The following is an 18,163-nucleotide window of genomic DNA, read 5'->3' as shown; positions in this document are numbered from 1 at the left end:
TCAGACCTTACAACAGTCGGCAAACGAGTTCCCGAGGGAGAACTCTACCCGAAATCCGCCGATTGGGCCTTCCCGGGCGGGGTTTCGAGTCGGATTGGTGTCATCGAATCGCGAACCGGGCTGACAGATACCCGCCAACGGAAAAAATGACCCCTCCCGCACCCCGACCCGGGACTGAACAAAACCAATCTCGGATTTCGGGTGTATTATAATGCTGTAATATTCTGTTCTCATATGTTAGTAATTTAGTTACCTTTACAATAATTCTAATCCCTACAAAAGTGGTAAAGATGATCGCTCATTATGGATAGCATTATAGAACTGCGTCATGAGCTGCATCGTGATCCGAAAATCTCCGGGAGGGAAAAGGAAACAGCGGAAAGAATTGTTCGTTTTTTCGAGCCGCTGGTTCCGGACGCCATTTTGGACAACCTGGGTGGAACCGGGGTCGCTGTCGTCTTTTCCGGGGCAAAGCCTGGACCAACAGTTATGTTGCGTGCCGAACTGGATGCACTGCCGATCCAGGAAAAAAACCGCTTACCTTACCGCTCAGAGAATCCAGGGATAGCCCACAAATGTGGGCACGATGGTCATATGGCGATCCTGGCCGCAGTCGGTACTGAATTGACTGCAGCGCGGCCGCCGAAAGGACGGGTCGTGCTATTGTTCCAACCGTCGGAGGAAACTGGTGCAGGAGCCGCAGCAGTCATCCGCGATGCTCGCTTTTCAGAGATAGCACCTGATTATGTGTTTGCACTGCACAATCTGCCCGGATACCCGCTGGGGCAGGTGGTAACACGCCGAGGAGCCTTTACTTCAGCTTCGCGAGGAGTCACGATCGGACTGCGTGGCGCCTCGGCCCATGCAGCGCAGCCGGAAACCGGTCGCAGTCCGGCTTTGGCTATGGCCCGCATCATTGAAAGACTGACGCAACAGCCCAGTGGCCTGGCATCTCCGCACGAGATCGCATTCATCACCGTCGTCGGTGCGCAACTCGGTGAAAGAGCCTTCGGTACGGCGCCCGCAGACGCTGAGATTTGGGCGACGCTGCGTAGCACTACGGACACTCAAATGGCTGCACTTATCTCATACGCCGAAGAGGCCACAAAGGATCTGGCAGAGATGTTCAAGTTGGATTTTATGATCGAATACAGCGATATTTTTACCGCAACTCTGAATTCCGCATGCGCCATCGACATCGTCCATCGCAACGCCGAAGGACGTGTGCATGAGCTCGAACATCCGTTCCGCTGGTCGGAGGATTTCGGTCGCTTTACCGCACTCGCCGAAGGGGCCCTGTTTGGCATTGGAGCCGGGACCGATATGCCGGAGTTGCACGATAGCAATTATGATTTTCCGGACGACTTGATTGCACCGGCAACACGGATTTTTAAAAAAATAATCAGGCAAATTTTATCCTGACGTACAACCCGGAGAACAGCTGAGATATATAATGAAATTTTTTGATAAATTTTCATGTTCCGCGCAAGGTTTTGCGGACTGTATCACAACCATCGATTCCCACACCGAAGGGGAAGCGACCCGCCTGATCGTCAATGGGCTCCCGGAGCCGAAGGGGCGAACCATGCTGGAAAAGCTTTCCAGCTTCAAGGCAGCTCATGATGATGTGCGCTGCCTGTTAACCAGAGAACCCCGGGGGTCCCGAGATACGGTTGCTGCCCTGGTGACGGAAAATGTGACGCCGGAGGCGAGTTTCGGGCTGCTCTACATGGACGCCAGGCGTTATCCCTTTTTATGCGGGCATGCCACGATAGGTGCGCTGGTTACCTTGGGAAAAACAGGATTTCTGACTCTCGAAGAAGGGGAAAACAGGGTTTCTGTGGATACTCCGTCCGGCACGATGTATGCTGACCTCTTGGTGGCCGGTGGCCAGCTTAAAGCCGTGGCGATTGAAATGGTTCCCTCTTTTGTTTTCGCCACAGATCGACATATCGAAATCGAACATTTCGGCCCGATCAGCATAGACCTGGTGTGCACCGGCGGATTTTTCGCCATGGTAGATGCCGCGCAACTTGATATCGAGCCCTCCTTCGCCAATAAAGATCTCCTCACGAATCTAGGCATGCAGATTATCAAGGCGGCCAATGAGCAACTGAAAGTAGAACATCCGCTGCGCCCGGAAGTTAAAACCGTGGATGCTGCCGAATTCTATGATTCCCAATGCGAACGGGGCAGAGCTTCCGGACAGGGAATCGTTGTCTACGGGGAATCTCATGTGGACCGCTCTCCATGCGGAACCGGGACTGCCGCCAAGCTGGCCCTGCTGCATCATTACAATAAAATCTCCATGGACCAGGAGTACATCAATTACAGCCCATTGAGGACATCCTTCAAGGCGAAACTGGTCAGAACGGAAAAAGTCGGTCCGCTGGAGGGCTTTGTCGCTCGGATAGAAGGGATGGCGTACCTGACCGGCCTGTATCACTTTATTGTTGAGCAGCATGACCCCCTGAAAGAGGGCTTTCTTTTATAGGATAACAAAATTGGACAAAAGTTCATGAGACAAAAAAAACTCAGGCCCTGGCTGCTTTTGTCGCCGTCTCTTACCGCCATCTTTTTGATTCTGGTGGTGCCGGTCTGCTTTGTGGTGGTCTATAGCTTCTGGCTGCGTTCTCCGATCGGGCAGGACATCCCCGCCTTCCAGTTCGGAAACTACAGCAAGTTTTTCGCTGATTTTTTCTATCCCTCTTTGTTGATCAGAACAATCCGGGTGGCCCTGGAAACTGTGGTGCTCTGCTTGTTTATGGGCTATATCCCCGCTTACTTTTTTTATAAAACCGAATCCAGGCTTAAGCCGGCGCTGATGATTCTTGTCATGCTGCCTTTCTGGATCAGTTTTATTATCCGTACCCTGAGCTGGATCAACATCCTTGGTGAATCCGGCCTTATCAACCACATGCTGATGTCGGTGGGACTGATCGCCTCGCCCTTCGCCATGCTCTATAACGAAGGCGCGGTCCTTATGGGCTTGCTGCAATACCTGCTGCCGTTCATGATTCTCAACATCTATGTCAGCCTGGACGGAATCGATAGAAGCCTGACCGAAGCGGCAAAAAACCTTGGCTGCACCGAGTGGCAGGCATTCAAGGAGATTATTCTGCCATTGAGCCTTCCCGGAGTCAGCGCAGGCTGCCTCCTGGTTTTTGTCCTGACCTGCGGCACCTACCTACCGCCGATGATCCTTGGCGGTCCCGGGAACGAAATGATTGCCAACCTGGTATTCAATCGGATCATCACTACCCTCGACTGGCCCTTCGGCTGTGCCATCAGTACGATTCTGCTCGCGCTGGTTGGCCTGATTGTTTTCGCCTACAACAAGTACCTGGGAATTAACCAGGTCTTCAAGTCTTTGGGAGGGTAGAGTCCGACCATGAAGAAACTCATCACCGGCTGGTCGCTGATAAAACTCTACACCCTGCTCGTTTACATCTGGATGTTCGCCCCCATCGTCGCCGTTGTGCTGCTGTCCTTCAATCCTAAGCAGTTTGGCTCCTTCCCAATGGAAGGATTCAGCTTCCGCTGGTACAATGAATTGATTCACAACCCTTCAATTCTGGGAGCCTTTAAAAATTCCCTGATTCTTGGCTCTCTGACCTCCGTTTTAGCCACTGCGATTGCCGTTCCGGCAGCACTGGCGTTCGTCCGCTACGAATTTCGCGGAAAGGAATTTCTGAACACCCTGCTGATCGCTCCGATTATGATTCCGGAGGTCGTGCTGGGTGTTGCCCTGCTGCTGTTTCTGCGTTGGCTGCAGCAGCCGAAAAGCTTCATGCTGCTCCTGCTCGGTCATGTAGTGCTGACTCTCCCCTATGTGATGCTGGTCGTTCAGGCACGGATGGTCGGAATTAAAAAGGAGTATGAAGAAGCTTCTCTCTCCCTCGGGGCGAGTCCCTTTCAGACCTTTCTGTCTGTCACCTTTCCGCTACTGTCGCCGGCAATTTTTGCCGGGATGTTGTTTTCATTCACTATCTCTTTCGATGATGTCACCGCCACCTTGTTCTGGGCGACGGCGTCGCAGCAGACCGTGCCGGTAAAGATCTTCGGCATGCTGAGGAATTCGATCAGTCCGGAAATCAACGCCCTTGGCACCGTCATGATTGTTTTGACCATCTCCCTGCCGTTGGCAGCGGGATATTTGTCCAGAAGGTTTGCCAGGGGGAGCTAATGGGCTTCCCGTCTGGCGTTGGCCTGATGTGTACTGCGCCAGGTAATCTTTAACTTTTACAAGGAGGTTTAAAATGAAGGACAAGATGAAAAAAAACCTGGACCAGATGTATGAATGCTACCAGGAGGGTAAGCTCTCGCGTCGCGATTTCGTAAAATATTTGGGGATCGCAGGAGCAGCTGTGGGGATCGTAGGTGGCCCCTTCGGCCTGGCAAAAAATGCTTTCGCCAGGGACTCGATAACGGTTCACTCCTGGGGAGGGACTACCTCCAAAGCGCTGCGCCAGTATGCCTTCGATCCTTTTACCAAGGCAACTGGCACCAAGGTTATCGACGCTACCTTTACCGGAATGGATGCCTTCCTGACCCAGGTTAAGGCCTCCTTCCCCCCGGGTGGCGAATTTAACATCGCCCACCTGAGCGCTGTTTACGATTATCTACGTTACAAGGATCTTGGTTTCAATTCGGTGCTGGATGAGCGCAAGATTCCCAACTTGAAAAATGTCATGCCCGTAATGATCGATACCTTGAGAAATATCACTGATGGTAAACTGTCGGCTGTTCCCTATGATATCGGGCAAACCGGGATTGCCTACAATCTGGACAAAATCTCCAAGGAGAAAGCTGAGAAGCTGGGGGCTTCTCTGCTTTGGGACAAGAGCCTTGAGGGACGCCTGGGAACCTGGGGAGGGGACTTCCGTACCAATATGTGGTATGCGGCCCTGCACACCGGTCAGAGCCCCAATAACATCACCAATGTCAACGATGTCTGGGATGCGCTCGAGGAACAGCGCGGCCTGATGAAGAAGTACTGGGCGTCCGGCTCCGAATTGATGAGCCTGCTCGCTAACGGCGAGATTGACGCGACCGTGGCCTGGTCAGGCCGTGTCGCTGCCCTGCAGCAGCAGGGGCATAATATCGGCTATCTGGCACCGAACAATACCTACTCCTGGATGGAGTATATGTACGTGATCAAGGGCAGCGACATGGAGCTCGCCCAGAAACTGCTCAACTTCATGCTCGAGCCCAATGCTGCCATCGCCGTGGCTAAGGGCCAGAATTATCCGCCGAGTCTGGATCCGACCAAAATAGAGATGCCGGATGAAATTAAGAAGCTGCCAGCATTCGATCCGACCGGGACACTTAAAGGCTTCCTGTTCGCTGATCCCGTTTACTGGAACAGCAAACAACTTGAATGGGGAGAGAAGTGGGACCGCATCAAAGCTGGAGCCTAAACCACTGTTTGGGCAGAAAGGTGTTCAGGCTTTTGCATTCTTTTGAATGCCTTTCTGCCCAGTTTTCTGATTGAATAAACAGGATATATTTTGATGAAGGAAAAAGATCCCGCGTTCGTTAAATTTCGGGGAATCGTAAAGCGCTTCGGTGAGGTGACGGCAGTCGACAATGTCGATATCGATATCGCCGAAGGGTCCCTGGTCACCCTCCTCGGGCCGTCCGGCTGCGGTAAGACAACCCTGTTAAGAATGATAGCGGGGCTGGAAACCCCGACGGAAGGGGACATTTACATCAATGGCAAGCGGATCAACGATGTTCCGATTCACAAACGTAACCTCGGGATGATCTTCCAGAATTATGCCCTGTTCCCGCACAAAAGCATCTTCGACAACGTCGCCTTTGGCCTCAAGTACCGCGGGGTGAGCAAGGAGGAGATGCGAGAGAGGGTGTATAAAGCCCTGGAGCTGGTGCGCCTGCCCGGTGTGGAGAAACGCATGCCTTCACAGCTTTCAGGAGGGCAGCAGCAGCGAATCGCCCTGGCGCGAGCCATCGTTATCGAACCGGATGTACTGCTGATGGACGAGCCCTTATCAGCGCTGGATGAAAATCTGCGTGAGGACATGCGGCGCGAAATAGACAATCTGCAGCAGGATATCGGTGTCACCACCATTTTCGTCACCCATGACCAGCGTGAGGCGCTCTCTATGTCGGATAAGATTATCGTCCTGAACCAGGGGGTCAAGCAGCAGGAAGGGGCACCGGAAGAAGTCTACAACAGTTTCACCAACCATTTTGTCGCTGATTTCCTCGGCCACCCCAATTTTATTCCGGTGGTGGTCGACCGGGCAATGGACGGTTTCATGCAGGTTCACTTGGCAAGCGGGGAAACCTTCCTTGCTTCACCGGCGATCGACTTCGATCGTGGAGATAATGCTGAGGTGGTTGTTAGAGCGCAACAGTTGAAAATAGGACTGAAGTCGGAGTTTGGCGAACAGGAAGAGAACATGAATTACCTGTTCGGCGAAGTTCGTGATCGGAGTTACATGGGGGGAGAAGTAAGCTATTATGTCGAGTTGCATGATGGTTCGATGTTGCACGTTATCGTGCTTGCCCGCCGCGTACCATTGAAGCGGGGTGAAGAAGTATATATCCGGATGAATCCGGCCGATTGTCGGTTGATAAAGAGCTGACTCCGGGTCTTGCCACTGAGTCGAAAGGCCAAAATTTCTCTGGGAGCTGCTCAATGGAACAGTACGACAACGGGACGATGACCGTCATTTTCAAAAATTCCCTCAAGAAAGAGACGATGGACCTGCAAACCTTGATCGATTGCACCGAAGAGTTTTTACAGGTCTATCAGGGGAGCGGATTTGCCCAAGCTGAATTCTGGGAGCAGGTCACCTCAGAAAGAGGCGAGGCTAAATTCACCGATCTGCTGGATGTGACCGGTTACGGTGATGATGCCGAAGGCTTCTTCCGGACCGTTCTACAGGAGATCGCCGCAGGCACGGGCAAAGGGATCGTCATCCAGGGGATTATCCTGCCTCATGCTCTGCTGGTTGCCCTGCTGGAACGGATTCTTCCTGGCAATGGATATGTCTCCATCAAGACGGTAGATCAGCTTATCGAGCTCACCAACAGTGTTATCCCGGAGGAGCAGCGAGCTGACCTGCAACAGGTGATCGATGTCTACCCGGTGCGGTTGTCACGTCACACCATCCGCCAGCTGATGGTTTCCAAAGCGATCGCCTACCAGTATCTGCCCTTTGTTCAGGAGTTGAACCCGGTCGGTTTCGCCAACACCTGGATCGGCCAGTTTCATGAAGGACTGTTCGAGCAGATGTACCAGAATCGGGTGATCTTTCTGCTCAATATGGCCTGTCCGGTCTATTGCCGTTTCTGTTTCAGAAAGCACAAGGACTCCCGCAACGAAAAAAATCCGACAACTAAAGATGTGCAAAAAGCGGTCGCCCGGGTGGAGAGCTTGCCCTCGATCAAAGAGGTCGTCGTGACCGGCGGCGACCCCTTCATGAACCGCGCCAACATGGAAGCGGCCATCGATGGGTTGAAACAGGTCGAACATGTGCAGACACTGCGCCTTGCAACTCGCTCTATCGCCTATTACCCGCACATGTTTCTGGAGAACAAGGGGGAGTATCTCAACTACCTGAAGTGTAAAAACATCGAGCTGCAGAAGTTCGGCAAGCGGATAGAGGTCGCCACCCATTTCATCCACCCTGACGAAATCTCCCCGGAAAGCCTGGAGATCATCTCGGAACTCGTCAACAACGGCATCGCTGTCTATGTCCAGACACCGTTTCTCAACAACTGCAACGATTCCGGTCCCGAGTTGGTCGAGTTGTTCAGGCGCTTGCGCGGTGCGGGGGCGGAGATTCATTACATCTACATCCCCTGCAGCCCGATCAAAGGGAACAGTATCTATTGGAAGCCGCTCTCTTACGGGATCATCATGAACGATTACCTGCGCGCCAATCTGTCCGACCGCGCCATCCCCAGTATCTGCACGGCCACCCAGATCGGCAAGATAGACTGGTACAGCAGCGGTTGGGCGGTGGAAAGAGATTCCGAAAACGAAAGTTTCATTTGGATAAGAACCCCTTACACGCCCGAATTCTTTAAAAAATTTGCTCCACTCACCCGGGATCTGGAGGTCATCCGGATAAACGACGAGGGCACTATTGATATCAAGTACCTGGCGGAGATCGGCAACGATTCCTATCTGCTCGGTGCGCGGCCAAAACGAAAAACCCGCATACACAAGCAAGCCAGAGCGGAAGAGGTTGCACATCTGCAACAGGAACTGGTCCAAAACAGGCAGACCGCGTGCAGTATTGTCGAGACCGGGCTGAAAAACCTTTGCCGGACCCATAAAACCAGGGTTGAAATAAACTTCGAAGCTGGTGAAGAAGCCTTCAATTATATCGCCAACGACAACAAGATCAGCGACGTCGTTATCTCCGCGCAAGAGGATGGCATCGAGGGCCTGTTTTTTATCAAACAGGCCGTTAAAAGGCTTGCGGAAATACCGCACGTCAACGCGGTCCGCCTGCGCAGCATGAAATTCAACACCAGCCCTGAACGATTTACTCGCGGAGTCATCAATACCCTGGCAGACCTTAACGGTGTGCGCGCCATCACCCCCTTGCGGTTGGAGATTGAAACCTGGTTTATCCTGCCCGATGAAATAAAACCGGAGCATGTACAATTAACGCGAAAGTTGAACAATAAGGGAGTCAGGGTCTACGCCAATGTTCCGCTGCTCGGCGGCATCAATGACAGGGATACGGTTATCCACGAAATGGCCAGCAGACTTCGCGCGACCGGCATCGAATTCCACCACGTGTATGTCGCCGGATTGCCGATCCAGACCCCCTGGAACAATTACTACCCGATCGATTCCTATGATGTCACCAGCATAGCCACCATGGTCAGAAGGGAAGGAAGTGGCAGGGAAATCCCCACCTATGTCATCAGCACCAAACACGGTGAAGTAGACTACGGCCTGTCTTCGACCCTGATGCCGGATGAGAAAAGGGGCTGCAAAATAAAGCTCGACTGTTACGACAAAGCCTACTACCTGGAAATGAACCCATACTATGCCTTTTCCCAGGATACCGAGTTTGACGACGAGAAACCTGTCGTCGAAGTCACGGGGCTGGTTAAGACCAACAATTTTCCCATCTCCTGATCATTGGTCCCGCAATGAGATACCCCTTTATCGCCTACAGCCCGAAGGTCGCGCTCAACCCCCTGTTCAAGGGGCTGAAAGGCGAACCCCTGATCCTGGACATGTCCGTCGAAGGGCATGTTTTTGCGGGGGTGGATGTCAGGGATCAGCGGGAATATCAGCGGCGCATCGATTGGCTCATGGCGGAAGGAAGCCACGGCTGGGGCATTTCCTCTTACCTGGAAAACCGGGAGAAGCTTCTTGCCGACTGCCCGCAGATGGTCCAGGAGCAGCGTTTTTACCATCTCGGGATCGATATCATTGTCCCCCTCGGCACGCCGCTGCACGCCCCGCTGGCAGCAACCATCGAGACGAGTGGCTACGAGGCTGGTGAGGGAAATTACGGCGGCTATGTGCTGTTACGTCATCAAAGCCCGGACTTTGAAACCTTCTTCAGCTTTTATGGCCATTTGCGGCCCGACACCCTCCCCGCTCAGGGAATGTCAGTTCAGGCGGGAGAAATCTTCGCCCACATCGGCGATTTCAATGAAAACGGAAACTGGTTTTATCACACCCATCTCCAGGTTATTACCGAGCTGGGAATAACTCAGGGCTACCTCTCCAAAGGTTACTGTGCGGCAGAGGACCTGGCCTTTATGGATCGACTCTGCCCTACCCCCCTCCCTTTTTTCCGGACTTGAGGAAAACCTTTGGGTAGAGTAGGGAGCAGGTCACTGCCACCGTAGGCTTGGCTTCACTGTTGCCGTCCCTTTCGTCTGACGGTGCCCGAGTAGCCTTACCATAGTTTCAGTGACCTGCTCCCTACTCTACCCAAGGGGTGCCCGGCATGGTCGAGGTCGTCCCTGCGGTGTCCCTGACCGACAACTGCTCCACCGAGGTGAAATGGAGCATCGAATCCATCGTGATGAACGAGGGGGATAGCGAAAACACTTTCGATCCCCTTTATGACTCTGATTCCTTGAACGGCAACACCGAGGGTGATATGGTGGTAGCGGACGGGAGGATTTACCTTCGCGCTGAGAGGAAGGGCGGCTCCATCGACGGCAGGGTTTATACCTTGACACTGAGCGCCACCGATGATGCCGGGAATGTTACATATGCTCAGACAAGGGTGACCGTGCCCCATGACCAGAGGTAGCCGCAAGGAACGACCAGGAGGCCGGTGGGGGAGATGGGTGGTTCCCACCGTCATCCTGCTTTTCCTGATAGTGAGCGCCTTTCTTTCCCTGCTGGCCGGCCATGGCGGCAGTCCCCTGGACTTTTCCATCAAGGGCTTTATCCGTGAAATGTTGGAGAATCGCAGTCTCGCCCGGGAAGAGCGCAGCCTCCTCGAAAAGATCGGAAGGCTGGAAAAACAACATGGTGCGGACTCCGTTGGTGAACTCCTAAATATAGGTTTCAGGGGAGATGTTCCCAGCCGTGCTCGGCGAGAAGCCTTTAACGCGCTCGGGCGGGCCGGGCGCGACGTTGATGTTAAGGCCCTGCTGGAGAGATCGCAGTGAAACCGGCGGCCTGCGGCTCATTACATGCCTCTGGTCGCCGATACCTTGGCGGAGATCGGTGGTGAAGAGGCCTGTGCGGCCCTTGAGCGCAAACTTTTTGTGGATGCCGAAAGCGCGAAGTACTCCCACGTCTCAGGTTACACCCTGGAGGCTGTCGTATCGGGGATCGAGCGGGCCCGATGCCGCACAGCTGAGGAAGTGGATGAGCTACTCTGGCGGTTCGGCCGGGATATGTGGCCCGACAAGTGGGTCCACGAGGTGTCCCTGGAAATCCTCGCCGATGAAGGGGACAAGAAAGCGGCCGCGATCCTTGACAGGTATCGGACGACGCTGGAAGCATACCGACAAGGAGGCTATGAGAGCTACAGCTTGAGCGAGTTCAGGGGAAGTCTTCTGGACGGATCGCTGCCGTGGTATCTTAAGGCTCACATTGCCAATGGTCTCCGCTACAAGGACGCGTCCTCCAAGGAGGCCATCCTCGACTTGTACCTGAGGGCCATGAGCGCCTGGTATGCCGTTGATGCCTCGGTCCGGTTCACGTCGCGCAACCAGTGGTTCATAGAATTGGGAAGGGGGATCGTCAGGTCGCGCAGGTCTGCCTGGCAGGGCTGGCCGGAGGATTTTTTTGATGGAAATGTGGACCGGTTCGACGGGTCTCCGACCAGCTTTAATCGTGACAGGATGGTGGAACTCATCGAATACCTGCGCGACACTGAGCAGGAATAAAACCGGGTGATCCTGGAAACTTGTCGGAGAACCCAGCACAGGCTCCTAGCACCGGGCATGTCGTTCAATGTTGAGAAAGGGGAGCTGACCTGGCTGCCGACCCTTGATCAGTTGGGAGAGCACCGTGTTGAACTTTCGGTGAGCGATCCCAGGGGAAATGTTGTAAATCAGAGTTTTGATGTCGGTGTATTCTTGACGCAGCCGGGAAACCCTGTTGCGAGCTACAACTGCGACCGTATCCTCGTGACCTGGGGCCCGGTATCAGAAGCAGCAGGTTACAGAGTCCAAAGGATGTATGCAGATCAGCCGGTCCCATTTGACGTGTACATCACTGACCCCCCTTATGAAGATCACGTCTTTCCCTCCGAAACTGACCTTACGTATGTTGTCTATGCCATTTATTCATTAGGCCGCGAGGGTGGACAAAACACTTTTGCTGTTGTGACATCAGGCCTCGATTTCGATGGCGACCGGTATGGTGATGAGTGCGACAACTGCCCCCAGGATATTAACCCGGATCAAGTCGACGTGGATATAGACGGACGGGGAGACATTTGCGACCCTTGCGACGACAGACCCCTCCAGGGGGCCGTCACACCATCCGTCGAGGTTCTCTGGCCACCCGATCACACCATGAGAAATGTTACTCTGGACGTCTCCACAGTCATTCCGGTAAAAGAGGGGGTTACGTATTCCATCACAGGTGTCAGCGTCAATGAGTGTTCCAGTAAAACAAGTGCCGGTGGTGTATACGAGGACTTATATGAAGAGAATAACTTCGAGCCGGATTTCGAGGTGACCGGTGACCTGACAGTCAGCCTGCGGGCGGAGAGGGCCGGTAAGTCTCAGGGTCGAACCTATGCGGTTCACGGTACGGCTGACGATTGTTCAGGTTCATGGCTCTTCGACGTCAATGTCCATGTTCCGCACGATCAGGGTAATTAGTATGTGATGGTATAATGGCCCCTCTTCCGAGGGTCTCCACGCTGTCTGTTTCTTTCACACCCTGGGGGCGGTGTCGGTGTGAGAGTGGGTTTGAACACATGCCGTCACGCAGGGCCGGGGAGGAAGATCCGTGAACCTCTGGACCGTAATCCATGCCAACGCCGTCGTCATTCCCACGGTGCTCCTGTTCCTCCTCGGCGTTTTTCTGTGTTGCAGGTCGACGGCGGTCCATATCGGGAACGGCTCTCCAGCGGCCCTGGGCTACCTTTATCTCATCTCTCTCGCCTTCTGGCTCGTCAGCCCGTTTTTCCCCTTCCGGCGTTACTCCGATCCTTTCCAGGGCCCGGCTCTCACGGCGGCTTTCCTGATCGCCGGCGTTCTGTATCTGGTGGTTTTCCGCTTCCGCCTGGCCTTGTCCTGGAAGGATGCATCCCTTAGCCTGGTCCTCTTTGCCCTGGCCCATACCTCCATGGCGGCGGTCAACTTCGCCCTGCTCAAGCCCTATGGTTTCCGGGAAGGAAGGGCCGTGAGGGTCACGGAGTTGGTGTCCCTCCTTCAGGTCAAGAATTACATGGATTGGGCGTGGAGGGAAGCCGGCGTGGCGTTCCTGCTGTTTCTCTTTCTGTTCAGGCTGTTCTCGACTCGGGAGGAGGCCGGGGAACTGATGGCGTCACCACTCTGGCACTTCACTGCATGGTTCGCGGCTTTAATGCTCTGGAATCTCCTGTGGGTGTACGAGGTCTTCTTTACTCTTCCGTTATTTCTGGAGCGATACTTTCTGGTCTGGTTTCTGCAGATTTTCCTCATTACAGTTGTGTGTGTCCCCTTTTTCAGAATGGTCAACAAGGTGCCGCTATCTGTTGCCGGGAGGATGGCATGGGCATTCCTCATGGCCAACCTTGGCGGTCTCGGTTTCAGGCTTCTGATCCTCTTTGGCAGCACTATTCATTGACCCGGCTCCGGAAACGATTTCTGATGGCCTGGTAGCACGGCAAACGGGGACAGAACCTTCCCTGGATCCTGGGAAGATTCGTCCCGAAAGTGGTGAATGAGATTCTCAGGAAGTTGCTTTCGGATTAGCGAAGAGGTGAAGAGGGGAAAAGGCCCGGGCCGGAACGTTGAGCCCTGAAAGACAATTCCAGATTCCAAATAGAATGCCGGAGCAATATTCCGGCATTTTTTTCTCTGTAAATACGGCAAAAGCCAACTCACCACAGCGCGGCTCCTCCCAAGCCGCTCCACAGGGTTTCACAGGGGCAACCAAAAGCCGGGGGGGAAGGCATGGTTTAAACGTTGTCATTGCGAATCACGCCGACTTGTCATGTCGCAGTTACGCCCTAAGCGTGACTACGACGCGACAGGTGAAGGGGGCAAAGGGGTCAGGCCGTGACGGGCTGTTGCCCAAACCCACGGTTTCATTGGGTTTAGGGTAGTCGATATGGTAATATACAGGCAACCTTTTTCCGGAGGTTTTGCCTATGATGGGCCGTGAGGATCCGCCCCAGCCTTCCCTGTTTTACACTTCCTTTAATCTCGACAAACGTATCCGTCCGAACCATCCGTTGCGTAAGGTAGCCAAGGCCATTGACTTTGGTTTCGTGTCCGATGAGGTGGAGCATTTATACGGGACGAACGGAAACGTATCGGTGCCTCCGCCCGTGATCCTGAAGCTTCTGGTTCTGTTGATGCTCTATAACGTGCGCAGCGAGCGGGAGATGATGGACACGTTGCCTGAGCGTCTGGACTGGCTGTGGTTCCTCGGATATGACCTGGATTCTGAGATCCCACATCACAGCGTTTTGAGCAAGGCGAGGGGTAGGTGGGGAGCCAAACTGTTTGAGACCTTTTTCGAGCGGATCGTCTATCAGTGTGTGGAGGCCGGTCTGGTCGAGGGTAAGAAGCTGTTTATGGATTCGAGTCTTGTGGATGCTGACGCGTCGAGAGAGTCCATTGTTCATACGCACTCTCTAAAGAAATATTTCAACCGTGCTTGTCGTCAACTGGAGAAGCGGCTGGAGAACCTTGAAGACGATGACGCTGCGTCACCGGTGGGAAGATAAACAATCCTGTGAGTATATGGCGAGGAAGGAAGATTGTCGTGCGTGTGATCTTAAGCCCAAGTGCACCCGGTCAACAACGGGTGGACGAACGGTCAAGCGGCACTTCGAACAGGATATCCTGGACTGGTCCTACGATATTGCCCGGAGTCGTGCGGGGCGACGTGACATCGTCATTCGGAAGCACTTCATGGAGGGCTCTTTTGCTGAATCATGTCGTTATGGATTCAAAAGAGCCCGGTGGCGCGGGACAGAGCGGGTTCGAATGCAGGACTATCTAATCGCCGCAGTTCAGAACATCCGGCTCCTGGTGACCCATGGCAAGCTGAAACCGGCTGCTGCTGGAAAGATAGGGATGGTTCAGAGGAAGAGAATAAGCGCCCTTTCCTTTTTAGCCCGTTTTTTCGGTTTTAATCCGGGTTTGCCGGCTACGGTTTAGTAAAAACCAGCGGGGTGATGCGAAAGCTAGATTAGACCATGTTTGAGCAACAACCCGTCACGGCCTGACCCCTTCAAGACCCCATAAGTTTAAACTCCACATAACATTACTTATGTTGAGCTCAACATAAATAATGGTTACTCTATCTACGAGCGGTGTAACTCCGACAAAGGAAGGAGTCTTATTCTCCATAACGGGTGTGGAGGTTCAGGAATTCTCTAATAAAGTCAGTCCAGAAGGTGGGTACGAAGATACGTATTCCGAAAACAACTTTGAGCCTGACTATTGAGATTGTTGATAATTTGACGATCAATCTTGATAGAGTCGCAAAAAGTCCAGGCGGAACTTTTCCTGGCTCATTAATGTCTTGGGGAAAGGGAAAAGCGTCGTTTTCCCTTTCCTTACAAATCAATGACTGCTGATAGATCACCAAAGTCTGTGCGAGACTTTGGCTCCACGGAAAGTGAAAAGCGGGGTTTTCCCTTCCCTCACGGAGGCTGCTGTAATATCGCCAAAGTCCGGGTAAGACTTTGGCTCCACGGGAACCGAAAAGCGTGGTTTTCGGTTCCCTCACGGATCGAACACACAGCCATTGGCACTCGATCCGGGCGCCGCTCCCAGGCGCGGCAGTTTTCACGGGTCATCGATCCGGGCGCCCTTCCCAGGCGCGGCTTGTCATTGATTTGGGCGCCCCGCGCGGGGCGCGTTGATGGACTTTTTGCGAGTCCATCAATCATTGAATGATCCAAGCCTTGAGATAGGAAATTCTTAAATGATCTTTCAAATAAATGCCATTTCAATACCAACGGTACTTCTTTTCTGTTTTTTCCTTTTTATCGCAAACAAAAGGACTTTCCAAAAATTTAAAACCAGGTTCCCCTTAGCATTAGGGTATCTGTACATTCTATCATTCGCATTCTGGTGGATAAGCCCATTTTTTCCGATCAGATGGCAGGTTAATCCGTTTCAGGGGAACTCTCTCTGGATTGCAGTACTGGCTATTTTCCCTCTGTGGATAGTTCCTTTCCGTTTCCTCCTAAGATTAAGGTGGGGAGAAGTAGCGTTTGGCTATTTGTTATTTATTCTGGCTCATGTCGTAACTGTGATAGGCAGCCTTGTTTTTATCATGTCATACAATTTCCAGGACGGCCTGGGAACTGTTGTTACAGGGATGGTTACAATGGAGGGGATAAAAAACCGTATGGCATGGGCTCTGAGAGAGACTGGAGTTGTATTCCTGCTCTTTCTCTTAATATTTAAAATTTTCTCTACACGTGAAGAGGCTGGCGATCTTATGGCGTCACCCCTATGGCACTTCTCTGGCTGGATCTCGGCTTTGGTGTTTTGGAATCTTCTATGGGTCTACGAGGTTTTCTTAACTATTCCGTTCTTTCTAAAACGTTACTTCCTTATCTATTTCCTTCAGATTTTTCTAATCACTATCTTATGTGTTCCCTTCTTCAGACTGATCAACAGGGTGCCAATATCTGTTGCAGGTAGGATGGCTTGGGCTATCGCCATAGCTAATCTTGGCGGGGTCGGTTTCAGGCTCATGGTCCTCTTTAGTGGCGCTATCCACTAATCTGCCTTCATGTAGTGACAACAATCCATCTGTCGTCCTCCGTGCTAACATGACTGCACTAAACGAGGGATTCCTCTTAGGGGTGGTGATGGGAAAATCCAAGTACTAGTTGCACCTGAAAAATTTATAACTATCTGTATTTATTCTGGCTTTTTTCCCAGGGGAGCAAACGGCACATACTGTTGCTGAAACCGTTCAAATTGCCTGTCGTACCAACTGCCACGGCATTAAGGATCTAAAATATAATCTGCCAATACAAATTTACATCCACAGTGGCGCTGAATGCGAATTTTTCAGGGACGCTTACGTAATACTCGAATCGTCAGAGCCCCATGGAGATTCACTCGGACAACGGTTCGCCGATGAAAGTGGGGGGAATTACTCTGATAACAGGCGAACCGTTGTTGACACCCATGATAATTACGAGTAGCTTGTAAATATCATGGATAAAAAACGTGCCCTTGAAAATAAAATCAATCGTCTCCTGGAGATGTTCCCGGTGGTGGGAATTGTCGGACCGAGGCAGTGCGGCAAGTCAACCCTGGTCCACCATCTGCGCCCTGACTGGAAATATTATGACCTTGAAAGCCCGGATGATTATCAGCTGATCAGCGGTGATCCGCTGGGTTTTTTCTCCCTTTATACGGAAAAGGTGATCATTGACGAGGCCCAGCAGTATCCTGAACTGTTTAAGGTGCTCAGAGGCGTTATTGATGCGGACAGAAAACAAAAAGGCAGATTCCTGCTCACCGGATCAAGCTCACCTGGTATTGTCAAAGGGGTTACCGAGAGTCTGGCCGGCCGGATTGCCACAGTTGAGTTATGGCCCTTTAAACAAAATGAATTCCATGAAGCGCCGTTATCCTCCGTTTATGAAATGATAACCGATGCAAAAGTTCGGGCGCTGGACTATCTTGATATCAGCTCGACTGTACGGATAGAGCAGAGTCTGAATCTCTGGCTGAAAGGAGGTTTCCCCGAGCCGATCATCGAAGGTGAGAGAAAGGATGAGTTTTACCGGCAATGGATGGAAAATTATATCATCGACTATGTCGGTCGCGACATAAGGATGCTCTTCCCCAGATTGAACATCCACAACTTCCGAAGATTTATCACCTTGCTGGCCCAGTTCTCCGGACATCAGCTCAATATGAGTGATATGGCGCGGGCGCTTGAGGTCAGCGTGTCAACGATCAAGGATTATCTGGATATCATTCACCAGACCTTCCTGTGGCGCAACTTGCCTCCGCATACCGGTAACCCGCTCAAGAAAGTTCAGAAGGCAAGGAAAGGTTTTTTTCGGGACCAGGGGTTGCTGCATTACTTTCTCAAGATCAGGGATCTTGACAGCCTGCTGATTCATCCGGTGGCCGGTTTTTCCTTTGAAAGCTTTGTGATTGAAGAAATAATCCGCGGGCTTCAGGCGACGATGGCGACGCAATTGGAATATTCCTATTATCGGACCATTGACAGATCCGAGGTTGACTTGGTCATCGAAGGCGATTTCGGCATCGTGCCGGTGGAAATAAAGCTTAATTCCGTAGTGAAAAAGACCTCGTTGCGAGGTCTGGAAAATTTCATGGCCGACACTGGCGCGTCATACGGGATTCTCATCAACCGGGGCAAAAGGCCGGAACTTCTGACCGACAGGATTGTTCAGATTCCGGTTAATTATCTCTGAGAAGGGAACTGCCTGGGGTCGGCCAGGGCGCCCAAATCAATGACTTACTCCGTAAGTCATTGATTTGTAAGGAAAGGGAAAACGACGCTTTTCCCTTTCCG

At 52.5% G+C, this 18,163-nt stretch carries 17 protein-coding genes; all 17 read left to right on the top strand.

Annotated elements, in window-relative coordinates; genetic code table 11:
• The first annotated feature begins 303 nt into the window (after positions 1-303).
• The 17 genes from P1S59_06630 (at position 304) to P1S59_06550 (ending at position 18,062) form a co-directional block, all read left to right on the top strand.
• Positions 304-1,422, top strand: a complete 1,119-nt coding sequence (locus tag P1S59_06630) for an amidohydrolase (protein ID MDF1525925.1) — start codon at positions 304-306, stop codon at positions 1,420-1,422.
• A gap of 31 nt (positions 1,423-1,453) precedes the next feature.
• The gene (locus tag P1S59_06625) at positions 1,454-2,494 is read left to right on the top strand and encodes a proline racemase family protein (GenBank protein MDF1525924.1); all 1,041 of its coding nucleotides are present in this window, start codon (positions 1,454-1,456) and stop codon (positions 2,492-2,494) included.
• Positions 2,495-2,518: 24 nt separating this feature from the next.
• Complete coding sequence (locus P1S59_06620) at positions 2,519-3,382, top strand: ABC transporter permease (protein ID MDF1525923.1); 864 nt, start codon at positions 2,519-2,521, stop codon at positions 3,380-3,382.
• Positions 3,383-3,391: 9 nt separating this feature from the next.
• Complete coding sequence (locus P1S59_06615; GenBank protein ID MDF1525922.1) at positions 3,392-4,186, top strand: ABC transporter permease; 795 nt, start codon at positions 3,392-3,394, stop codon at positions 4,184-4,186.
• A 73-nt stretch (positions 4,187-4,259) separates the two neighbouring features.
• Positions 4,260-5,420, top strand: a complete 1,161-nt coding sequence (locus P1S59_06610; GenBank protein MDF1525921.1) for an extracellular solute-binding protein — start codon at positions 4,260-4,262, stop codon at positions 5,418-5,420.
• A gap of 93 nt (positions 5,421-5,513) precedes the next feature.
• Positions 5,514-6,611 carry an ABC transporter ATP-binding protein gene (locus tag P1S59_06605; protein ID MDF1525920.1) on the top strand — a complete coding sequence of 366 codons (1,098 nt, stop codon included), beginning with the start codon at positions 5,514-5,516 and terminating at the stop codon, positions 6,609-6,611.
• Positions 6,612-6,664: 53 nt separating this feature from the next.
• Entirely contained in the window at positions 6,665-9,130 is a 2,466-nt protein-coding gene (locus P1S59_06600; GenBank protein MDF1525919.1) for a radical SAM protein, read from the top strand.
• Between the two features lie 14 nt (positions 9,131-9,144).
• A complete protein-coding gene (locus P1S59_06595; protein ID MDF1525918.1) occupies positions 9,145-9,810 on the top strand; it encodes a peptidoglycan DD-metalloendopeptidase family protein in 666 nt (221 codons plus the stop codon).
• Positions 9,811-9,956: 146 nt separating this feature from the next.
• A complete protein-coding gene (locus tag P1S59_06590) occupies positions 9,957-10,268 on the top strand; it encodes a hypothetical protein (protein MDF1525917.1) in 312 nt (103 codons plus the stop codon).
• Entirely contained in the window at positions 10,255-10,632 is a 378-nt protein-coding gene (locus tag P1S59_06585; protein MDF1525916.1) for a hypothetical protein, read from the top strand. Before P1S59_06590 ends, P1S59_06585 begins: the two co-directional genes overlap by 14 nt.
• A gap of 24 nt (positions 10,633-10,656) precedes the next feature.
• The gene (locus tag P1S59_06580; GenBank protein ID MDF1525915.1) at positions 10,657-11,358 is read left to right on the top strand and encodes a hypothetical protein; all 702 of its coding nucleotides are present in this window, start codon (positions 10,657-10,659) and stop codon (positions 11,356-11,358) included.
• A gap of 57 nt (positions 11,359-11,415) precedes the next feature.
• Positions 11,416-12,303, top strand: coding sequence for a hypothetical protein (locus tag P1S59_06575; GenBank protein MDF1525914.1), 888 nt, complete (start codon positions 11,416-11,418; stop codon positions 12,301-12,303).
• Positions 12,304-12,433: 130 nt separating this feature from the next.
• Positions 12,434-13,255 (top strand): hypothetical protein, encoded by an 822-nt coding sequence (locus tag P1S59_06570; GenBank protein ID MDF1525913.1) that lies wholly within the window; start codon positions 12,434-12,436, stop codon positions 13,253-13,255.
• Between the two features lie 526 nt (positions 13,256-13,781).
• Entirely contained in the window at positions 13,782-14,363 is a 582-nt protein-coding gene (locus P1S59_06565) for a transposase (protein MDF1525912.1), read from the top strand.
• A 16-nt stretch (positions 14,364-14,379) separates the two neighbouring features.
• Complete coding sequence (locus P1S59_06560) at positions 14,380-14,799, top strand: transposase (GenBank protein MDF1525911.1); 420 nt, start codon at positions 14,380-14,382, stop codon at positions 14,797-14,799.
• Between the two features lie 772 nt (positions 14,800-15,571).
• A complete protein-coding gene (locus P1S59_06555) occupies positions 15,572-16,381 on the top strand; it encodes a hypothetical protein (GenBank protein ID MDF1525910.1) in 810 nt (269 codons plus the stop codon).
• A 442-nt stretch (positions 16,382-16,823) separates the two neighbouring features.
• Positions 16,824-18,062 (top strand): ATP-binding protein, encoded by a 1,239-nt coding sequence (locus P1S59_06550; protein MDF1525909.1) that lies wholly within the window; start codon positions 16,824-16,826, stop codon positions 18,060-18,062.
• Positions 18,063-18,163 lie beyond the last annotated feature (101 nt).

Source organism: bacterium, from assembly GCA_029210965.1.
Classification (GTDB): Bacteria; BMS3Abin14; BMS3Abin14; order BMS3Abin14; family BMS3Abin14; genus JALHUC01.
The sequence above is the reverse complement of the archived record's forward strand: the minus strand, read 5'-3'. Positions and strand labels throughout refer to the sequence as shown.

Excerpts from the sequence above, each read along its gene's own strand:
- P1S59_06630 (MDF1525925.1), top strand. The coding sequence starts at position 304 with ATGGATAGCATTATAGAACTGCGTCATGAGCTGCATCGTGATCCGAAA.
- P1S59_06625 (MDF1525924.1), top strand. The coding sequence starts at position 1,454 with ATGAAATTTTTTGATAAATTTTCATGTTCCGCGCAAGGTTTTGCGGAC.
- P1S59_06620 (MDF1525923.1), top strand. The coding sequence starts at position 2,519 with ATGAGACAAAAAAAACTCAGGCCCTGGCTGCTTTTGTCGCCGTCTCTT.
- P1S59_06615 (MDF1525922.1), top strand. The coding sequence starts at position 3,392 with ATGAAGAAACTCATCACCGGCTGGTCGCTGATAAAACTCTACACCCTG.
- P1S59_06610 (MDF1525921.1), top strand. The coding sequence starts at position 4,260 with ATGAAGGACAAGATGAAAAAAAACCTGGACCAGATGTATGAATGCTAC.
- P1S59_06605 (MDF1525920.1), top strand. The coding sequence starts at position 5,514 with ATGAAGGAAAAAGATCCCGCGTTCGTTAAATTTCGGGGAATCGTAAAG.
- P1S59_06600 (MDF1525919.1), top strand. The coding sequence starts at position 6,665 with ATGGAACAGTACGACAACGGGACGATGACCGTCATTTTCAAAAATTCC.
- P1S59_06595 (MDF1525918.1), top strand. The coding sequence starts at position 9,145 with ATGAGATACCCCTTTATCGCCTACAGCCCGAAGGTCGCGCTCAACCCC.
- P1S59_06590 (MDF1525917.1), top strand. The coding sequence starts at position 9,957 with ATGGTCGAGGTCGTCCCTGCGGTGTCCCTGACCGACAACTGCTCCACC.
- P1S59_06585 (MDF1525916.1), top strand. The coding sequence starts at position 10,255 with ATGACCAGAGGTAGCCGCAAGGAACGACCAGGAGGCCGGTGGGGGAGA.
- P1S59_06580 (MDF1525915.1), top strand. The coding sequence starts at position 10,657 with ATGCCTCTGGTCGCCGATACCTTGGCGGAGATCGGTGGTGAAGAGGCC.
- P1S59_06575 (MDF1525914.1), top strand. The coding sequence starts at position 11,416 with ATGTCGTTCAATGTTGAGAAAGGGGAGCTGACCTGGCTGCCGACCCTT.
- P1S59_06565 (MDF1525912.1), top strand. The coding sequence starts at position 13,782 with ATGATGGGCCGTGAGGATCCGCCCCAGCCTTCCCTGTTTTACACTTCC.
- P1S59_06560 (MDF1525911.1), top strand. The coding sequence starts at position 14,380 with ATGGCGAGGAAGGAAGATTGTCGTGCGTGTGATCTTAAGCCCAAGTGC.
- P1S59_06555 (MDF1525910.1), top strand. The coding sequence starts at position 15,572 with ATGATCTTTCAAATAAATGCCATTTCAATACCAACGGTACTTCTTTTC.
- P1S59_06550 (MDF1525909.1), top strand. The coding sequence starts at position 16,824 with ATGGATAAAAAACGTGCCCTTGAAAATAAAATCAATCGTCTCCTGGAG.